Source organism: Actinomyces israelii (assembly GCF_030253495.1).
In the GTDB taxonomy this organism is placed as follows: domain Bacteria; phylum Actinomycetota; class Actinomycetes; order Actinomycetales; family Actinomycetaceae; genus Actinomyces; species Actinomyces israelii.
This window is the reverse complement of record NZ_CP124548.1, coordinates 34,119-49,550: the sequence shown is the minus strand read 5'-3', so window position 1 is coordinate 49,550 and position 15,432 is coordinate 34,119. Positions and strand designations below refer to the sequence as shown.

General features: G+C 69.6%; 17 protein-coding genes. 12 read left to right on the top strand and 5 right to left on the bottom strand.

Annotated elements, in window-relative coordinates:
* Nucleotides 1–148 precede the first annotated feature (148 nt).
* Both AIF0345_RS00235 and AIF0345_RS00230 read left to right on the top strand, forming a co-directional pair.
* Nucleotides 149–1,300: an AAA family ATPase gene (locus tag AIF0345_RS00235; RefSeq protein WP_285296788.1), complete on the top strand. Its 1,152-nt coding sequence runs from the start codon at nt 149–151 to the stop codon at nt 1,298–1,300.
* Nucleotides 1,297–1,791 carry a DUF4276 family protein gene (locus tag AIF0345_RS00230; RefSeq protein WP_285296787.1) on the top strand — a complete coding sequence of 165 codons (495 nt, stop codon included), beginning with the start codon at nt 1,297–1,299 and terminating at the stop codon, nt 1,789–1,791. Before AIF0345_RS00235 ends, AIF0345_RS00230 begins: the two co-directional genes overlap by 4 nt.
* Before the next feature lie 60 nt (nt 1,792–1,851).
* Here the strand turns inward: AIF0345_RS00230 and AIF0345_RS00225 are convergent, their stop codons facing one another.
* On the bottom strand, nt 1,852–1,995 hold the full coding sequence (locus AIF0345_RS00225; RefSeq protein WP_268918103.1) for a hypothetical protein: 144 nt from the start codon (nt 1,993–1,995) through the stop codon (nt 1,852–1,854).
* A gap of 143 nt (nt 1,996–2,138) precedes the next feature.
* On the opposite strand from AIF0345_RS00225, the gene AIF0345_RS00220 reads away from it, so the two are divergent.
* Nucleotides 2,139–2,429: a sigma-70 family RNA polymerase sigma factor family protein gene (locus AIF0345_RS00220; protein ID WP_285296786.1), complete on the top strand. Its 291-nt coding sequence runs from the start codon at nt 2,139–2,141 to the stop codon at nt 2,427–2,429.
* Here the strand turns inward: AIF0345_RS00220 and AIF0345_RS00215 are convergent.
* Nucleotides 2,411–2,755, bottom strand: coding sequence for a winged helix-turn-helix transcriptional regulator (locus AIF0345_RS00215; RefSeq protein ID WP_285296785.1), 345 nt, complete (start codon nt 2,753–2,755; stop codon nt 2,411–2,413). The two genes, AIF0345_RS00220 and AIF0345_RS00215, sit on opposite strands and share 19 nt — an antisense overlap.
* Before the next feature lie 64 nt (nt 2,756–2,819).
* Between AIF0345_RS00215 and AIF0345_RS00210 the strand changes: the two genes are divergently transcribed.
* Entirely contained in the window at nt 2,820–3,716 is an 897-nt protein-coding gene (locus AIF0345_RS00210) for an SDR family oxidoreductase (RefSeq protein ID WP_285296784.1), read from the top strand.
* 354 nt (nt 3,717–4,070) lie between these two features.
* Here AIF0345_RS00210 and AIF0345_RS00205 read toward each other — a convergent pair whose 3' ends face one another.
* Entirely contained in the window at nt 4,071–4,406 is a 336-nt protein-coding gene (locus AIF0345_RS00205; RefSeq protein ID WP_268918106.1) for a thiamine-binding protein, read from the bottom strand.
* Nucleotides 4,407–4,515: 109 nt separating this feature from the next.
* Between AIF0345_RS00205 and AIF0345_RS00200 the strand changes: the two genes are divergently transcribed.
* The 4 genes from AIF0345_RS00200 (at nt 4,516) to AIF0345_RS00185 (ending at nt 6,582) form a co-directional block, all read left to right on the top strand.
* Complete coding sequence (locus tag AIF0345_RS00200; protein ID WP_285296783.1) at nt 4,516–5,079, top strand: MerR family transcriptional regulator; 564 nt, start codon at nt 4,516–4,518, stop codon at nt 5,077–5,079.
* Nucleotides 5,076–5,534, top strand: coding sequence for a carboxymuconolactone decarboxylase family protein (locus AIF0345_RS00195; RefSeq protein WP_273168565.1), 459 nt, complete (start codon nt 5,076–5,078; stop codon nt 5,532–5,534). The genes AIF0345_RS00200 and AIF0345_RS00195 overlap by 4 nt, the downstream gene beginning before the upstream one ends.
* Nucleotides 5,535–5,837: 303 nt before the next feature.
* Nucleotides 5,838–6,104, top strand: a complete 267-nt coding sequence (locus AIF0345_RS00190; protein WP_285296782.1) for a hypothetical protein — start codon at nt 5,838–5,840, stop codon at nt 6,102–6,104.
* Nucleotides 6,061–6,582 carry a class I SAM-dependent methyltransferase gene (locus tag AIF0345_RS00185; RefSeq protein WP_285296781.1) on the top strand — a complete coding sequence of 174 codons (522 nt, stop codon included), beginning with the start codon at nt 6,061–6,063 and terminating at the stop codon, nt 6,580–6,582. The genes AIF0345_RS00190 and AIF0345_RS00185 overlap by 44 nt, the downstream gene beginning before the upstream one ends.
* Nucleotides 6,583–7,065: 483 nt before the next feature.
* Here the strand turns inward: AIF0345_RS00185 and AIF0345_RS00180 are convergent, their stop codons facing one another.
* Entirely contained in the window at nt 7,066–8,133 is a 1,068-nt protein-coding gene (locus tag AIF0345_RS00180) for an IS630 family transposase (protein ID WP_285296780.1), read from the bottom strand.
* A gap of 563 nt (nt 8,134–8,696) precedes the next feature.
* Between AIF0345_RS00180 and AIF0345_RS00175 the strand changes: the two genes are divergently transcribed.
* Nucleotides 8,697–9,575: an aldo/keto reductase gene (locus tag AIF0345_RS00175; protein ID WP_285296779.1), complete on the top strand. Its 879-nt coding sequence runs from the start codon at nt 8,697–8,699 to the stop codon at nt 9,573–9,575.
* Nucleotides 9,576–9,767: 192 nt separating this feature from the next.
* Here the strand turns inward: AIF0345_RS00175 and AIF0345_RS00170 are convergent, their stop codons facing one another.
* A complete protein-coding gene (locus AIF0345_RS00170) occupies nt 9,768–11,354 on the bottom strand; it encodes an aspartate:alanine exchanger family transporter (RefSeq protein WP_285296778.1) in 1,587 nt (528 codons plus the stop codon).
* A 139-nt stretch (nt 11,355–11,493) separates the two neighbouring features.
* Here AIF0345_RS00170 and AIF0345_RS00165 point away from each other — a divergent pair, with 139 nt between their 5' ends.
* The 3 genes from AIF0345_RS00165 (at nt 11,494) to AIF0345_RS00155 (ending at nt 15,046) form a co-directional block, all read left to right on the top strand.
* The gene (locus AIF0345_RS00165) at nt 11,494–12,102 is read left to right on the top strand and encodes a phosphoribosyltransferase (RefSeq protein WP_285296777.1); all 609 of its coding nucleotides are present in this window, start codon (nt 11,494–11,496) and stop codon (nt 12,100–12,102) included.
* A 174-nt stretch (nt 12,103–12,276) separates the two neighbouring features.
* On the top strand, nt 12,277–14,682 hold the full coding sequence (locus AIF0345_RS00160) for a carbon starvation CstA family protein (RefSeq protein WP_268918689.1): 2,406 nt from the start codon (nt 12,277–12,279) through the stop codon (nt 14,680–14,682).
* A gap of 7 nt (nt 14,683–14,689) precedes the next feature.
* On the top strand, nt 14,690–15,046 hold the full coding sequence (locus AIF0345_RS00155; RefSeq protein WP_268918688.1) for a YbdD/YjiX family protein: 357 nt from the start codon (nt 14,690–14,692) through the stop codon (nt 15,044–15,046).
* The last annotated feature ends 386 nt before the right edge of the window (nt 15,047–15,432 follow it).

The following is a 15,432-nucleotide window of genomic DNA, read 5'->3' as shown; positions in this document are numbered from 1 at the left end:
GAATGGGAGAAAGGTACGTTCACGTTGGGAAGGTACGTTCACGTTCCGCTCCGCGCGGCCCCCCGCGCCCAAGGGCGTCGACCGTCTCAAGGCCGCGCGGGATGATCACTCTCCCGGCCGGCAGCACACCCCCGGCTAGGATGGCGCCATGGCTGCTGAGCTCGGACGCCTCGTTGTGGAGGGTTTCAGGTCGATCCGCCGCGTCGAGCTGGACCTGACCACCGACGTCACGGTGCTCATCGGCGCCAACGGGTCGGGCAAGTCGAACCTCGTCAGCGCCCTGGAGCTGGTCTCGCGCATCTGGGACGACTCCTTCCAGGAGTACCTGCGCCATCGCGGCGGGGTGGACAACCTTCTCTTCGAGGACGACGAGGGGGCCGCCGAGCACGTCCTGGTCGAGATGATGTCGGAGTTCAACGAGAAGGACCACCGCAACGGCTACCGCGTGAACCTGCACCCGGATGACTGGAACGAGTCGGGGCAAGCCGAGCTCCACGAGTGGCTTCTGTTCCAGGCCGGTCGGAACCGGGACAGGCCTTATGACAAGGATCTTGGTTTCGGCTCCCACAGCCGCGTTCCCCGGATCGTGCAGGCGGACGAACCGGGGAAACTTCATAAATTCGCCGCCTACGTGCGCCCCATCCTGGAGGGCTGCCGCGTCTTCCACTTCGACGACGTCTCGAGCAATGCCCCGGTCAAGGGACGCTCAACCGTGGGCGACGACATCACCCTGCGATCGGACGCGGAGAATATCGCCGCCTACCTGCTGCGCGTCCGCGAGGAGCACCCCGAGCACTATCGGCGCATTGTCTCAGCCATACGTCATGTCACCCCGTTCTTCGACGATTTCGTGCTGGTGCCGGATGCCTCGGAGCGGATCCGGCTGCGCTGGAAGCAGCGCGGGCTGGACCGGACGTTCCTGGCTCACGAGGCCAGCGATGGAACCCTGCGCTTCATGTGCCTGGCCACCCTGCTGCTGGGGCCCGATCTTCCGGCGACCGTGGTCCTGGACGAGCCGGAACTCGGGCTCCACCCGGCGGCGATCGGCCTGCTCGCGGAAATGGTTCATATCGCCGGGAGGAACGGGCACAAGGTGATTCTGGCAACCCAGTCCGTGCCGCTGGTGTCCCACTTCGACCTGAGCGAGATCGTGGTCCTGGACCGGGTGGACGGGGCCACGGTGGCGAGCCGCCCTGACGCGAAGGAGCTCGAGGCCTTCCTGGACGACTACTCCACCGGCACCCTGTGGGAGATGAATCTCCTGGGCGGGCGCCCGGCACGCGAGGGAGCAGGCTCATGAGGCAGGTCGCCGTGCTCGTGGAGGGGCCGACGGAAGAGGCGATTGTCAGAGACGTACTGGTGCCCGCCGCTTTGAGGCGAGCGATTTGTCTTGTCCCGGTCATCGTCATCACCTCCGCGACGCCCGCGGGCGCACGTCGCGGAGGCGGGCACTGGAGGCACTACAACAAGCAGCTCCGGGCACTTCTGCGCGGCAGCCACTTGCACCGCGTGGGTCTTCTCATCGATTACTACCAGTACTCCAAGGGCGCACCCGGCCGGGATGCCGAGTGCCGGAACCACGGGGAGCATCAGCGCGCCATCACCCGGGCGGGAGGCCCCGAGAAGGTCAACAACGGGCCGAGCACCAGCCCGTCCAAACGCCTCGCACGGGCAAGTCGTCACTACGACAAGGTGATGACGGGGCCTGGCCTCATCGCCGACGCCGGTCTCTCCGCGATCCTCGAGTGCTGTCCCGTCTTCGCGGCCTGGTGGGAGGACCTCCTGGCCTGACGGAACCAATCGGTGTCAATCGGCTCCTTCTCGCGGCCCCGTCCGCCGGACCACCCAGGATCAGTCGCCGAGTTCGGAGACAATGGTGTAGAGGCCGGGGCCGGGCGCCGCATGGGCATCCGACCCCATGAGCGGGCCATCGCCCGGCCCCGCGAAGAAGAAGACGACGCAGCCCGGCGAGTTGTCATCCGGGTCGGTCACCACCGCTCACCGCTAATAACCGACGGCGGCCTGACACTCCCCCGGTTCGCCTCGTCCTACTCTCGGGGGCATGCGCCCGGCAGGCGCCCGCCCTAGGCCGGCCCGCACGAGCCCGGTCGGCAGAAGGCGGAGAGGATGAGGAACTGATGACCGACCATCGTCGCAGCGGCCATGTCGAACCACCCGCGCCCGGGGAGGCGAGCCGTGAGCGCACTGCGCTCATCGGGTTGCTCGACCCCGGGGTCACCGCGATCACCGATGGGGGCGGTCTCGTCTCCGCGGCCCTCGATCCCATATCCGGCACTGACGTCGTAGCGCGCTTCTTCGTGGGCGTCTATGAGCGCCAGCCCGATCTTGTCGTCCGAGAAAAGCGGGTCAACGGCCAGCCGGACATGAGACCGGTACTCATCAGCCCCTGTCATCCTTGGACACTTTGAGGCACGAAGGTCGAGACCGGGGCGCTCTCACCCCACCGGCACATCGCGTCGAGGACCGGCTGCAGCTGCCGTCCGAGATCGGTGAGCTCGTAGACGACGCGCGGCGGAACCTCGGGGTAGGCCATTCGGGTCACAATGCCGCGGGACTCGAACAGCCGGAGCCGGTTGGTCAGTGTGTGGGCGCTGATTCCCGGCAGGGCGTCGCGCAGCTCTCCGAAGCGCTGCGGCCCGTGCAGGAGCTCGCGCACGATTAGCGTCGCCCACGGCCCGTCGAACAGCAGCAGGAACCGGGCCACCCCGCACTCCGGAAGATCGGTGTCACTCACAATCAGGATCCTACCCCATTAGTGCAGTTGACGTAACTGATGCTATTTATGCACTAATGGAGTCATGGCGTACATCGTTCACGGCGCAACAGGCGCCCAAGGCTCTCCCGTCCTGTCCGCACTGGCCGCCGCGGGCGCACCGGTCGTGGCGGCGGTCCGCAATCCCGATGCCGTTCCCGACGGCGTCCCCGCGCTGGCGGTCGACCTGGCTTCCGCGGACTCCCTCGTCCCGGCCTATGAGGGTGCCGACGGCGTGTTCGTCCACCTGCCCATGGGGCCGCCCGAGGCTGCGGGCGCCCAGGCGCGGGCCGTCGTCGAGGCGGTCACCCGGGCCCGCCCCGGTCGCGTGGCGGTCTCCGCCAGCGGGCAGGTCGTCGACCAGCCGGACTCGTCTCTGATGGCGGCTGCGGACAGCCCCATTATGATGCTCATCCGCGGGCTTGCGGACAGCGGCGTCCCCACCGCCGTCGTCGCCCCGCGCCTGTACCTGGAGAACCTGCTCCTGCCCGTCGTCGTCGGCCCCGCACGTGAGGAGGGTGTTCTGCGCTATCCGCTGCCCGCCTCCTTCCCGGTCTCATGGAGCTCACATCTGGACGTCGCCGACGTCGTTGTCCGCCTGCTCACCGAGGCCTCCGCCATCGGCGGCGCGGGTGCGGCCGGTACAACCGGCACTGCCGACACGGTCTCGGTCGGGCACCTGCCGGGACTGACGGGCCCGGATCTCGCCGCTGCCTTCTCCACCCGCCTGGGATGCGACGTCCGCTTCGAGGCTATTGCACCCGAGGAGTTCGGCGAGCTCATCGCACCGCTCTTCGGTGCGGCGGCCGCGTCGGTGGTGGAGTTCTATCGGGTCCTCGGAGCGCAGGCCGGGTGCGTCATTGACCGGGGCACCAGCGCCCAGCGGCTCCTGGGGCTCAGCCCGCATCCGGTCGAGCGGTGGCTCGCAGACATGTCGGTCTGAGGCTAGGCGGGCGCAGTCGCGCGGGACGACGGCGACGCCTGCGCAGGAGGCTGCGATACTCCAACGACCTTCAGAAAAAGGGTGCTCCCGCGCCCGCACAATCAGCTCCGATCACGTGCGGGCCGCGGGACCATGGTCATGTGCAAGGAGGAGCCTGAGGGCGGGTGTCCGTCAGAATGACATGAGATCTCTCGCCTGTCACACACCTCGGAGCGACCCTTGCAACCATGCGGTTGTCTGCCTGCAACCCAACGACGCGGACGACCCCGCACAGCGGCACCGCGCACCGGGCCCGCTCGGGTGCGCGACGAGCCACGGCAGCACCATACGGGCTGATGCCGCCCCCGCCGGGCCTCAGCGGGCACCGCCGTCGGCGCCCCCGTCCTCACCCTGCCGCAGCCGGGCCTCGACCCGCTCGACCTTGGCCGTCATCTGGCCCGTCCGGCCGGGCCGGATGTCGGCCTTGAGGACGAGTGCCACGCGCGGGCTCACCTGCGCCACCGCCTCGCAGGCGGCCTTGACCACCGCCATGCACTCGTCCCACTCGCCCTCGAGGGTGGTGAACATCGAGGTGGTCTCATTGGGCAGGCCGGAGCTGCGCACAACACGCACGGCGCGCGCCACCGCCTCGGAGACCGAGCCGTCGGGGTCGTCGGTCGTGGCGGGGGACACGGAGAAGGCAACAAGCATGCGGCCAGGCTAACGCGGTTCGCCTGCGCGCGGCGCTGCGGCCCGCCCCGCCCGACGACGTCGGCACCGCTCTTGCCTTCGAGCGCGCTCGAAGCCCTACGGTCGCCCCATGAGCCCCATGAGCTATGCCGACGACGTCGACGACGCCCGCCTCCGCGCGGCGCTGCGGCTCACCCCGCCGGGCGCCGTCGGCCCGTCGGACCCGCCCGGCGCCGCAGGCTCCCCGCATGCGACCGCTCCCGACGGCGGCCCGGCCGACGAGGGCGCCGACTGGGACATCACCACGACGGCCCGCCACCTCGGCGTCAGCACGCACACCCTGCGCTACTACGAGCGGATCGGGTTCGTGCGGGTGGGCCGTGGAGGCTCCGGGCACCGCCGCTACGACGCCGCTGCCGTGCGCCGCCTGGTGTTCCTGACCCGGATGCGGACATCCGGTATGCCGATCCGCGACCTGCGCCGCTACGTGGAGCTGGTCGAGGCCGGCCGGGACACGGTGCCCGAGCGCCTGGCCATGCTCACCGGGCACCGGGAGGCCCTGCGCGCCCGGATCGCCGAGCTTCGGCTCGCCCTGGCCGCCACCGAGTACAAGATCGGCGTCTACACCACCAGCATGCGCGACCACGAGGCCGAGCGCGCAGACGACACCAGCACGAAGGAGACCCGCCCATGACCGACAACACCGCTACCACCACCGGCGCAGTCACCACTCCCGTCCGCCCCCAGCACGACATCGACAGCCCGGAGAACCTCGCCCGTCGCGAGCGCGGCCTGGCCGTCCTGGCCTCGATCGACGGCGATGCGGGCCGCTCTGTCATCGACTCGCTGGCCGACGTCAGCCCCGCCCTGTCCCACCACATTGCGGCCTTCGCCTTCGGGGACGTCTACGACCGCCCCGGCCTGGACGCGCGCAGCCGCCAGCTCGTCACCATCGGCGTCCTCACGGCGCTCGGCGGCTGCGAGCCGCAGCTGAGGGTCCACGTCGGGGCGGCTCTCAACGTGGGGCTCACCCGCGAGGAGATCACCGAGGCGATCCTCCACTCCTGCGTGTACGCGGGCTTCCCCCGCTCTCTCAACGCGATCTTCGCGGCCCAGGAGGTCTTCGCCGAGCACGACGACGCCGGCTGACCGTGCCACCCGACCGCGCCACCCGACCGCGCCACCCGACCGTGCCGGCTGACCGTCCCGCGCTAAGAAGCTGGACCCCTCTTCCCAGCACGCTCCGGACGGGCCCGCATCCCCATCACCCCGGCCCGCGACCGCGTGACGCCCATGCACCCGCATGAGGCGCGCGGGCCCGCCAGACAGCTCGACCCGTTTTGCCGACGATTTGTCCCCGTCATACGATCTGCCGGGTCCCGCAGGAATCAGGGTTCGGACGCGACCTGCCAGAGGACCGAAGAACCCGAGAAAAGCAGCAGGAGACCCAGCATGTCGAACCGGATCCCCGACAAGCCCGCTGGCGGCTACGGCGTGGACGCGCTCGTCGTCGCCATCATGCTCAGCCTGAGCGCCCTGGCGCTGCTGTCCGGCACCATCGTCAACATCGCCCAGTCCGCGCCCGCCTGGATCTCTCTGATGATGGGGATCTGGACCATCGCTGGGGTACTCCGCGATCACCTTCTGGTACGCCACCCTGCACGGGAAGTTCCTCGTGTGGGCCAGGCTCCTGGACTCCCTGCACCTGAAGGGCGATGAGGACTGCCTGGACCTGGGTTGCGGCCGCGGGGCCGTCCTGATCGCCACCGCACTGCGGGTGCCGCGCGGCCACGTCACAGGCATCGACCTGTGGCGCAGCCGGGACCAGTCGGGCAACTCGGCCGCGGCGACCCGCAAGAACACCGAGCTCAACGGCGTAGCCGACCGCATCACGCTGGAGACCGGCGACATGACCCGGCTCCCCTACGAGGACGCCTCATTCGACCTGGTCACCGCCAGCATCTCCATCCACAACATCCCCAACGCCGAGGGCCGGAGGCGCGCGGTGTCCGAGGCGCTGCGCGTCCTGCGCTCGGGCGGCCGGCTCGTCATCGTGGACCTGGGCAGGACGAAGGAGTACATCGAGGTGCTCAGGAACGCCGGGGTGCCGTTCACCACCACGTCCGCCGGCTGGCAGATGCAGTGGGGGATGCTTCCCACCACCATCATCCAGGCGCAGAAGAGCACCCGCTCCTGAGGAGGATCCTCGCCACCGGCCCGCCGGGGTCGAAGGCGGCGGTACCGGGCAGGCCTGCCCCCCCTGCGCAGGTCCGCCGGGGCCGACGTTCTCGCCCGCGCCCGTCCAGCTGGTTCTTAAGTGGCTCGAAAGGTGGAAGATCGTTGGCCGTCAGGAGCGCGGCTGCCCGGCCCGTGCTGGTGTGCCAGCGGGAGCGGAAGTGCCCAGGGGTCCGGCTGCCACGAGCCGGCGGGCCGGGTGCTGGCGGCCGGTGATCGCAAGGGGCGCAGGAGCCGGCTCCTTGTGGTCAGGGCCGGGGCTGCGACGCCTCGGACGGGCGCCCGCCGGGCTGCCGGCGCGTCCTACTAGTGTCCCGCGTCTTTAACTCGCTCCGATTGTCTGGTAGCGGCTTTGAAGGTCTTCTGATCGGTCTTGATCTGCTTGAAGGGCTTGGGGTTGTGGTTGCGGGTGATCTCGGCGAAGAGGCGCCAATTATGGCTGGAATTAAACAAGATCGGTGTGTGATGGTGTGATTGGGAGGTGCTCGAAGTCGTAGTCGAAGGTGCGGTTGGTGATGTAGGCGGTGAAGGCCGCGAAGGTGTTCTCCGGGGTGTCGCGCTGGAGGTTGGCGATGTTGGCTTTGGCGGCGTTCCACACGTGTTCTGTGGGATTGTGGTCTGGGGCGTAGGGGGGCATGTAGATGGGTGTGATGCGCTCCAGAGCCTGGCCGGGGGCGTAGAGGTCGGTCAGGGCCTTGGCGTGGTGGAACCTGGCGTTGTCCAGGACGACCGCGATCTTCTTCCCCTCATCGGTCTCGCGCGCCAGGCGATCCATCATGAGGGTGATCTGCTCGGCGTTCTGGTTTCCCTCGATGGGGTAGATTCTCATTTTCTTGGTCGTCAGGCTCAGTGCCCCGAAGAACGACTGGCTCGCCTTCTTGCGGTCCACGTACAGCCTTGTTCTCTTTCCCTTGGGAAGCCACATGCGCCGGGTCTCGGCCTCGTGCTCGACGCGGACCTCGTCGACGGTGTAGACCTCCCAGCCTTCTTCCAGCAGATCGTTGACCTGGCGCCGGATCTCGGCCATCCGCCTGGCGATGGCCTTCTCGTCGCGGCGCTTGTCGAACGGGTCGGGGAGCTTGAAGGTCATGCCCAGAAAGCGCATGAGCAGCCGATAGGAGGACTCGGACCTGTACTCGACTCCGAACTTGATCTGCACGACGTCCTTAAGGGCCGGGACGTCCCAGAAACCGGCTTTGACGCCTGCCTCCGAGGGCGGTCTACTGAGAATCTCCTCCAGCTCCTCCTTCTGCGCCCGCTTGAGCTTTGCCGCGTTCTCGTTGCCGGCGTGACCGGTTACCACGGAGCCCATCCTGTATCTCCGCCATTCCGACAGCCACTCACGTACCGTCCCCTCGGCCCGCTCGACCATCTCCGCGATAATATCCAGGCCGACGCCGCGGGCAGCGTACACAATCGCCTCCGCCTTCATTCTCACCAGCCTGTAGGTGTCCGAGCGCTTCTTCCACCTGATGAGGATGTCCCGTTCCTCGTCCGTCATGTCGATCTGCATGAGATTATCTCATACGAGGTGCTCCGCAGACGCCAACCAGGAATCCCGCAGCAGCTGCCCCAGAATGCCATTTTGTTTAATTCCGGCCATACCTGCTTGATCCACAATGAGCAGGTAGGGCTGTGGGGCGCGTGGAAGCGGGGCGGCGCCCAAGGGCAGCGCTCAGGGGCGGCGCTCGGAGGCGGGGCATCATGGGGAAGGTCGGCCGGCAGCGCGGCAGGCCGCCCGTCCCTGCCGCTGCAGAAAGTGATCACCCCATGCACCTTTAAGACGATCGGCGCCTCGGGCCCGACGGGAATCGGCATGGTTCCGCGGTTCCGCGGTTCCGCAGTGCGGGTCAGGCGATGCGGGACGTTAAAAGTGCGTAGGATGATCACTTTCCGGGCCGCAGCGGCATCCGACAGGCGCCTCGGACCGATCTCGACGCGGAACTCGGCCGATCTCGGCACGAAGAAGGAGGCGCGCCCCGGCGACGCCGCCGGCCAGCCCGGCCCTGACAGACCCTGTCTGCGTCACAGCCCGCGGCGGTAGGTTGACGGGACACCGATGACGAAGGAGAGCTCATGGCCAGCAGGTCAATTCCCACCACTCCCACCATTCCCACCATCACCCTCAGCAACGGCGTCGCGATCCCGCAGATCGGCTACGGGGTCTTCCAGACCCCGCCCCAAGAGACAGAGCGCGCGGTGCGCGAGGCCCTCGAGGTCGGCTATCGCCACATCGACACCGCGCAGGCCTACCGCAACGAGGAGGGGGTGGGTGCCGCCGTCGCCGCCTCCGGCCTGCCGCGCGAGGAGGTCTTCCTGACCACCAAGATCTGGATCACCAGCTCCGGGGAGGAGCGCGCGGCCCGCTCCATCGACGACTCCCTGCGCCGCCTGGGCACCGACTACATCGACCTCCTCCTGGTCCACCAGCCCTTCGGCGACTACTACGGCACCTACCGCGCCATGGAGAAGGCCCTGGAGGTCGGAAGGACCCGCGCCATCGGCGTATCCAACTTCCACCCCGACCGCTTCGTGGACCTGGCCGAGAACGTCGAGGTCGCGCCGGCCGTCAACCAGATGGAGACCCACGTCTTCAACCAGCAGGCGAACAGCCGCACCTGGTACGCCAGGTACGGTACGGCGCTGGAGGCCTGGGGCCCGCTCGCCCAGGGCAGGAACAACATCTTCACCCACCCCGTGCTCTGCGCCATTGGGGACAAGCACGGCAGGACCGCCGCCCAGGTGGCCCTGCGCTACCTGCTGCAGCGCGACGTCATCATCATCCCCAAGTCCGTGCACCGCGAGCGCATGGTCGCCAACCTGGACATCCTCGACTTCCAGCTCGACGACGCCGACCTGGCGGCCATCGCGGCCCTGGACGAGGGCAAGAGCCTGTTCATCGACCACACCGACCCCGAGTCCGTGAAGTTCCTCCTCAGCTATCTGTCGAACTGACCCCCGGCCGACCATTCGCCCGGCGACGAGTCCGGGCAGAGGCGCCCGCTCCGCCGGAAGGCCCCGGCCCCCGCCCCGGCGGCGGGGAGGTTCTGGGTCCCGGAGGGCTCGTCCACCCCGATCCCCGGCCCCCGCCCCGGCGGCGGGGAGGCCCCGGGTCCCGCCCCGCCGGGAAAGCTCACGCCCCACGCCTCACGCCGCCACCAGCACCTGCACCATGACGATCTTGACCACGATCGCCAGCGCGAAGAGCGTGGCGTACCCGGCCTCGACCCGCTCGTCGTCGTGCCTGGACAGGGCGAAGGCGAGGATCGCCGGCTGTCCCACGAGGCCCGCGAGACCCCCGGCCGCCCGCGGCGCGCTCACCCCGGCCCACCGCGCCCCCGCCAGGAGCACGGCGGCACTGACCGCCACAATGAGCGCGGCGAGCCCGCCCACGGCCAGCCCGGTGCGGGAGAAGGCGGCGGCCGCGAAGTCCGGGCCACCGGCCAGCCCGATGGCCGCCAGGAAGAACAGCAGCCCGAGCTGGCGGATGGTGGCGTTGGCGGCGTGCGGCAGCCCCCAGATGAAGGGGCCGGTGCGGCCGACGCGCCCGAGCACCATGCCCACCACGAGCGGCCCGGCGGCCACCCCGAGCCTGAGGGTGACGCCGCCGGGCAGCGGAATGGCGACGAGCCCCACCAGCACGCCCAGCGCCATGCCCAGCCCCACGGAGAAGGCGTCGATCTGGGCGATGGATCGCTCAGAGTCCCCGAAGTAGTCGGCAGCCCGCTCCAGCTCGTCACTGGGCACGACCGCCAGCACCCGGTCGCCCAGCTCCAGGACGAGGTCCTCGCGGGCGAGCAGGTCCAGGTCGCCGCGCCGCACCCGGGTGATGACACCCCGGAAGCGGCCGGGCATGTCGAGCTCGGCGATGGTGCGCCCGGCCACGCGCGTGCTGGAGACGGTCAGGCGCCGGTAGTCCACGGCGGTGCGGTCCTTGGCCAGGCACCGCTCCAGGCCCGTGCCCAGCTCGTCCACGGCGGCCTCGACGGCGGCCGGCGCGCCCACGATGACGACCTTGTCCCCGGGCAGCAGCTCCTCACGGGGGTGGACCACCCGGGTAAGGCCGTCGCGCTCCAGGTAGGAGATGCGGATGCGGCCGGCCCTAAAGGCCTCCATCTCGCCCAGGGCGACGCGGCGCAGGATGTGGGCGCTGGTGGCGGTGATGCCGTCGGCCGACGCTGGGCGGGGGTCGCGCCGCCCCGGCCAGTCCCGGTTGATGACGGCGGCGACGATGAGGATGGCGACGGCGACGCCGACCGGATAGGCCAGCGCGTAGCCGACAGCGGGCTCCTGGGTGCCGGCCGCCTCAATGGCGGCGTCGAGTACGGGGGAGGTGAGCGCCCCGGCGTAAGCGCCGGCGTCCATGGCGGGGGAGATCCCCGTCAGGCGGGAGTAGAGGGCCCCGGCGCCGCCGGCCGCCACGAGCGCGGCCGCGCACAGGCTCATGAGCGGCAGCTGGCGGCGCAGGTCGCGGAAGAAGGTGCTGCCCGCGCCAATGCCGACCGTGTAGCAGAACAGGCCGAGCCCCAGGCTGCGCAGCAGGGTCAGGTCGGCCCCCAGCCGCGGGTCGAGCGCCCCGACGGCGAGCCCGACGAAGAGCGCGCCGGCGGCCCCGAAGCGGATGGGGCCGAAGGGGATCTGCCCGACGGCGGTCCCCAGCCCGATGACGAGGAAGACGGTGAGCAGCGGGGCGGCGGCGAGGATGTCGACGACGGGGCGCAGGAGGTCGGGCACGCCCCCAGGCTAGACGACGCCGAGATCGGTTCACTTCCGGCTCGAGATCGGTCGAGTTCCGCGTCGAGATCGGTTAGCAACCGATCTCGACGAAGCCCCGCGTTCCGTAGCCCGCTACAAGCCCCACTACAATGGGCTGGTGAATGACGCGCACAGCACCCCCGGCGCCCTCGCCCGCCCCGTTTTCGACGACGGCGCAGCCGGGGCCGCCGACCCGGACCGGGAGAACCTCACCTGGGACCTCTTCGGCGCCGCCGAGCGCGAGCTGTCCGCCCAGATCGTCGCCTCCGGCTGGATCCCCGACCTCATTATCGCCATCGCCCGAGGCGGCCTCATCCCCGCCGGCGCCATCGGGTACGCCATCGGGGTCAAGGCCATGGGCGCCATTAACGTCGAGTTCTACACCGACGTCGGCCGGACCCTCGACGAGCCCATTATCCTGCCCCCGCTCATGGACGCCTCCGGGCTGCCCGGCAAGAAGGTCCTCGTCATCGACGACGTCGCCGACTCCGGCAAGACCCTCCGCATGGTCATGGAGATGCTCAGCCACCAGGGGCTGGACCTGGGCGGGCGGACCGTGAGCGTCGATGCGCGCAGTGCCGTCGTCTACCGCAAGCCGCGCTCCGTGTTCGAGCCGGACTACTGCTGGCGAGTGACCGACCGGTGGATCAACTTCCCCTGGTCGGTGCTGCCGGTCATCACCCCCGCCTCGGAGGGGAGGCGCCCCGACGACGACGCCCCCGCCTGAAGCCGTCCCCGCGTCTCAGCGGGACTGGGGCCGCGCGCCGACGCCGGCCTCCTCGTCCCCCTTGTCCAGGGCCCTTGAGTCTGGCTTTGTACCACACCGACGCTCTACCCTGGAAGGCAGCACGGCGGATCACGTCGTGCATCCCCACACTCAGCGACGAGAAGCGACCCTTCTATGGACACCCAAGAACAGACAGAGCTCCCCTCGTACACACCTGAGGAGGAGCGCCTCATTATTCGCAACAAGAACGGCGTTCCCGTCGGCATCAGGCCCCACCACAAGTGGACGCCCAAGAGCATCGCCGTCTGGGCCGTCGTCACGGCCCTGGGCGTGCTGGGCTGGTGGATGCTGGCGGTCGTCCGCGGCGAGAGCGTCAACACCATATGGTTCGTCGTCACCGCGATCTGCACCTACGCCATCGGCTACCGCTTCTACGGGCTCTACATCCAGCGCACGATCATGCGGCCCGACGACTCCAACGCCACCCCGGCCGAGCGCATCAACAACGGCCGCGACTTCGATCCCACCCACCGCGTGGTCCTCTACGGCCACCACTTCGCGGCCATCGCCGGCGCGGGTCCGCTCGTGGGCCCCGTGCTCGCCGCCCAGATGGGCTACCTGCCCGGCACCCTGTGGATCATTATCGGCGTGGTCGTGGCCGGAGCCGTCCAGGACATGCTCGTCCTGTTCTTCTCCATGCGCCGCGGCGGCCGCTCGCTCGGCCAGATGGCCACCGACGAGATCGGCAAGGTCGGCGGTATCGTCGCCACCGTCGTCGTCTTCGTCATGCTCATGATCGTCCTGGCCGTCCTGGCCATGGTCTGCGTCAACGCCCTGGCCGCCTCCCCCTGGGGGGTGTTCTCCGTGGGCTGCACCATCCCGATCGCCGTGTGCATGGGCCTGTGGCTGCGCTTCGTCCAGCCCGGCAGGATCACCCAGGTCTCGATCGTCGGCTTCACCATTCTCATCGGCGTCATTATCGGCGGCCGCTGGGTGGCCCAGTCCTCCTTCGGCCACTACCTGCACCTGTCGCCCACCACGCTGGTGTGGGCCATGATCATCTACGGCTTCCTCGCCGCCGTCCTGCCCGTGTGGGTGCTGCTGACCCCGCGCGACTACCTGTCCACCTTCATGAAGGTCGGCACCATCGTCGTCCTGGCCGCCGGCATCCTGATCGTGCGCCCCGTCGTCGAGATGGCCGCCGTCACCGAGTTCGCCGCCAACACCGACGGCCCGGTCTTCGCCGGGAAGCTCTTCCCCTTCCTGTTCATCACCATCGCCTGCGGCGCCCTGTCCGGCATGCACGCCATGGTCTCCTCGGGCACGAGCCCCAAGATGATCCAGAAGGAGACCCAGGCCCGCATGATCGGCTACGGCGGCATGCTCATGGAGTCCTTCGTGGCCATTATGGCCCTGGCCGCCGCCGTCTCCCTGAGCCCCGGCATCTACTTCTCCATGAACACCCCCGTGGACACGCTGAGCAACCTAGCCGGCCCCGATGTCGTGGCCTCCACGCCCTGCGACCCCTCCAATGACCCCGAGTATCACTGCGAGGACCTGGCCGCGGCGGCCGTGGAGAACCTGGGCGTCACCGACGCCCACGGCAACAGGATGAACCCCCGGTGGGACTCCTGGGACGAGGACGGCAACCCGAAGACCTACACCGGCGCCGAGGCCCTCAAGCGACTCGCCAGCGACGTCGGCGAGCCCAACGTGGTCGCCCGCACCGGCGGCGCCCCCACCCTGTCGGTGGGCATGGCCCACATCCTCCACCAGATCGGCGGCGGCCGCACCATGATGGGCTTCTGGTACCACTTCGCCATCATGTTCGAGGCCCTGTTCATCCTCTCCGCCGTCGACGCCGTCACCCGCGTGGCCCGCTTCCAGCTCTCCGACGCGCTCGGCAACGCCTTCCCGCGCTTCAAGGACCCCTCCTGGCACGTGGGCGCCTGGGTCACTACCGCCGTCGTCGTGGCCGCCTGGGGCTCTCTGCTGCTCATGGGCGTGACCGACCCGCGCGGCGGGATCAAGACCCTCTATCCGCTGTTCGGCATCGCCAATCAGCTCATCGCCGCAGTGGCCCTGCTGGTGGTCACCGTCATGGTGGTGCGCAAGGGCTATACGAAGTGGGCGTGGATCCCCTTGATCCCACTGGCCTTCGACACGGCGGTGACCTTCGTGGCCTCCTGGCAGAAGATCTTCTCCCACGACTCGCAGGTGGGCTACTTCCAGCAGCACCGCAATGCCCTGGCCAAGCTGGACACGCTCTCCGACCCGGCGGCCATCGACGTCCAGCGGGCGATCGTCCGCAACACCATGATCCAGGGGACGCTGTCGATCATCTTCCTCGTCCTGGTCGCCTTCGTCATGGTCTGCGCCCTGGTGCGCGTCATCCGGACGATCCGCTCCGGCGACACGACGACCTCGGAGGACCCGTACCAGGAGTCGAACTTCTACGCCCCGGAGACCATGATCGCCTCCAAGCTCCAGAAGAAGCTCGTCGCGGAGTACGAGAAGGTCGGCGACCCCGACCTCATCCCGGGCCGCTCGCACGCCCCCGCGGACAGTGCGAGCAGCTGAGGGCCGCGTGGGCAACCCGCTGGAAGATCGGCCGCGCCGATCGACGACGGCGAGTGCGGCGCCGGGCCGGGGCGCTCCCGGCCCGGCGCCCGGGGCCGCACAGCCCGGCCCGGCCTTCGCGCAGCCCGGCTCGACGGCGGGCGCCCTCAGCGGCGCCGGCCTGTCCACCGGGTTCGCGCGCCTGCGCGCCGGCCTGGCCCGCGCCCGCTGCCTGTGGCGCGACTTCACCGGCGAGTCGGCCTACGACCGCTATGTCGAGCGGCACCGGCGCAACCACCCCGACCACGAGCCAATGAGCGAGCGCCAGTGGTGGCAGGCGCGGGCGGAGCACGACGAGCGCAGCGTCTCCACGGGCTGCTGCTGAGCGACGCGCTCCCGCCCTCGGCGTCCCGCCCGTCCTCTCCCGCGCCCCCTTTCGCCGAGATCGGTTCACTTCCGCGTCGAGATCGGTCGTATTCCGGCTCGAGATCGGTTCGATGTGTTGGCCAGCTGGTGGTCTGGCGCGTCCTGGGCGTGCTGCGCTGTCCGGCCCGTGGCGTGGTGGGCCGTGGAGTCATGCCGTTCTCTACGGGCTCGGTGCCGTCTGGCGTCTCGGAATGTGTGTGGGGTGATCGCTTGTGGTGCCCTGGGGCCGGTCGTCGGGGCGACCGGCACCGGGGCGGCTGGGCCCTGTCGTGGAGGTCGTCGGGGCCGGGGGCCGGGGTCGTCGCCGGTGGCGTGTGCGGTGGCCTGGCTGAAAGAAGGGGGCCG

What these genes read in the sequence shown, in the direction of transcription:
- AIF0345_RS00220 (WP_285296786.1), top strand. Translation starts at nt 2,139, where the DNA reads ATGACCGACCATCGTCGCAGCGGCCATGTCGAACCACCCGCGCCCGGG.
- AIF0345_RS00230 (WP_285296787.1), top strand. Translation starts at nt 1,297, where the DNA reads ATGAGGCAGGTCGCCGTGCTCGTGGAGGGGCCGACGGAAGAGGCGATT.
- AIF0345_RS00175 (WP_285296779.1), top strand. Translation starts at nt 8,697, where the DNA reads ATGGCCAGCAGGTCAATTCCCACCACTCCCACCATTCCCACCATCACC.
- AIF0345_RS00210 (WP_285296784.1), top strand. Translation starts at nt 2,820, where the DNA reads ATGGCGTACATCGTTCACGGCGCAACAGGCGCCCAAGGCTCTCCCGTC.
- AIF0345_RS00190 (WP_285296782.1), top strand. Translation starts at nt 5,838, where the DNA reads ATGTCGAACCGGATCCCCGACAAGCCCGCTGGCGGCTACGGCGTGGAC.
- AIF0345_RS00200 (WP_285296783.1), top strand. Translation starts at nt 4,516, where the DNA reads ATGAGCCCCATGAGCTATGCCGACGACGTCGACGACGCCCGCCTCCGC.
- AIF0345_RS00205 (WP_268918106.1), bottom strand. Translation starts at nt 4,406, where the DNA reads ATGCTTGTTGCCTTCTCCGTGTCCCCCGCCACGACCGACGACCCCGAC.
- AIF0345_RS00235 (WP_285296788.1), top strand. Translation starts at nt 149, where the DNA reads ATGGCTGCTGAGCTCGGACGCCTCGTTGTGGAGGGTTTCAGGTCGATC.
- AIF0345_RS00195 (WP_273168565.1), top strand. Translation starts at nt 5,076, where the DNA reads ATGACCGACAACACCGCTACCACCACCGGCGCAGTCACCACTCCCGTC.
- AIF0345_RS00160 (WP_268918689.1), top strand. Translation starts at nt 12,277, where the DNA reads ATGGACACCCAAGAACAGACAGAGCTCCCCTCGTACACACCTGAGGAG.
- AIF0345_RS00180 (WP_285296780.1), bottom strand. Translation starts at nt 8,133, where the DNA reads ATGCAGATCGACATGACGGACGAGGAACGGGACATCCTCATCAGGTGG.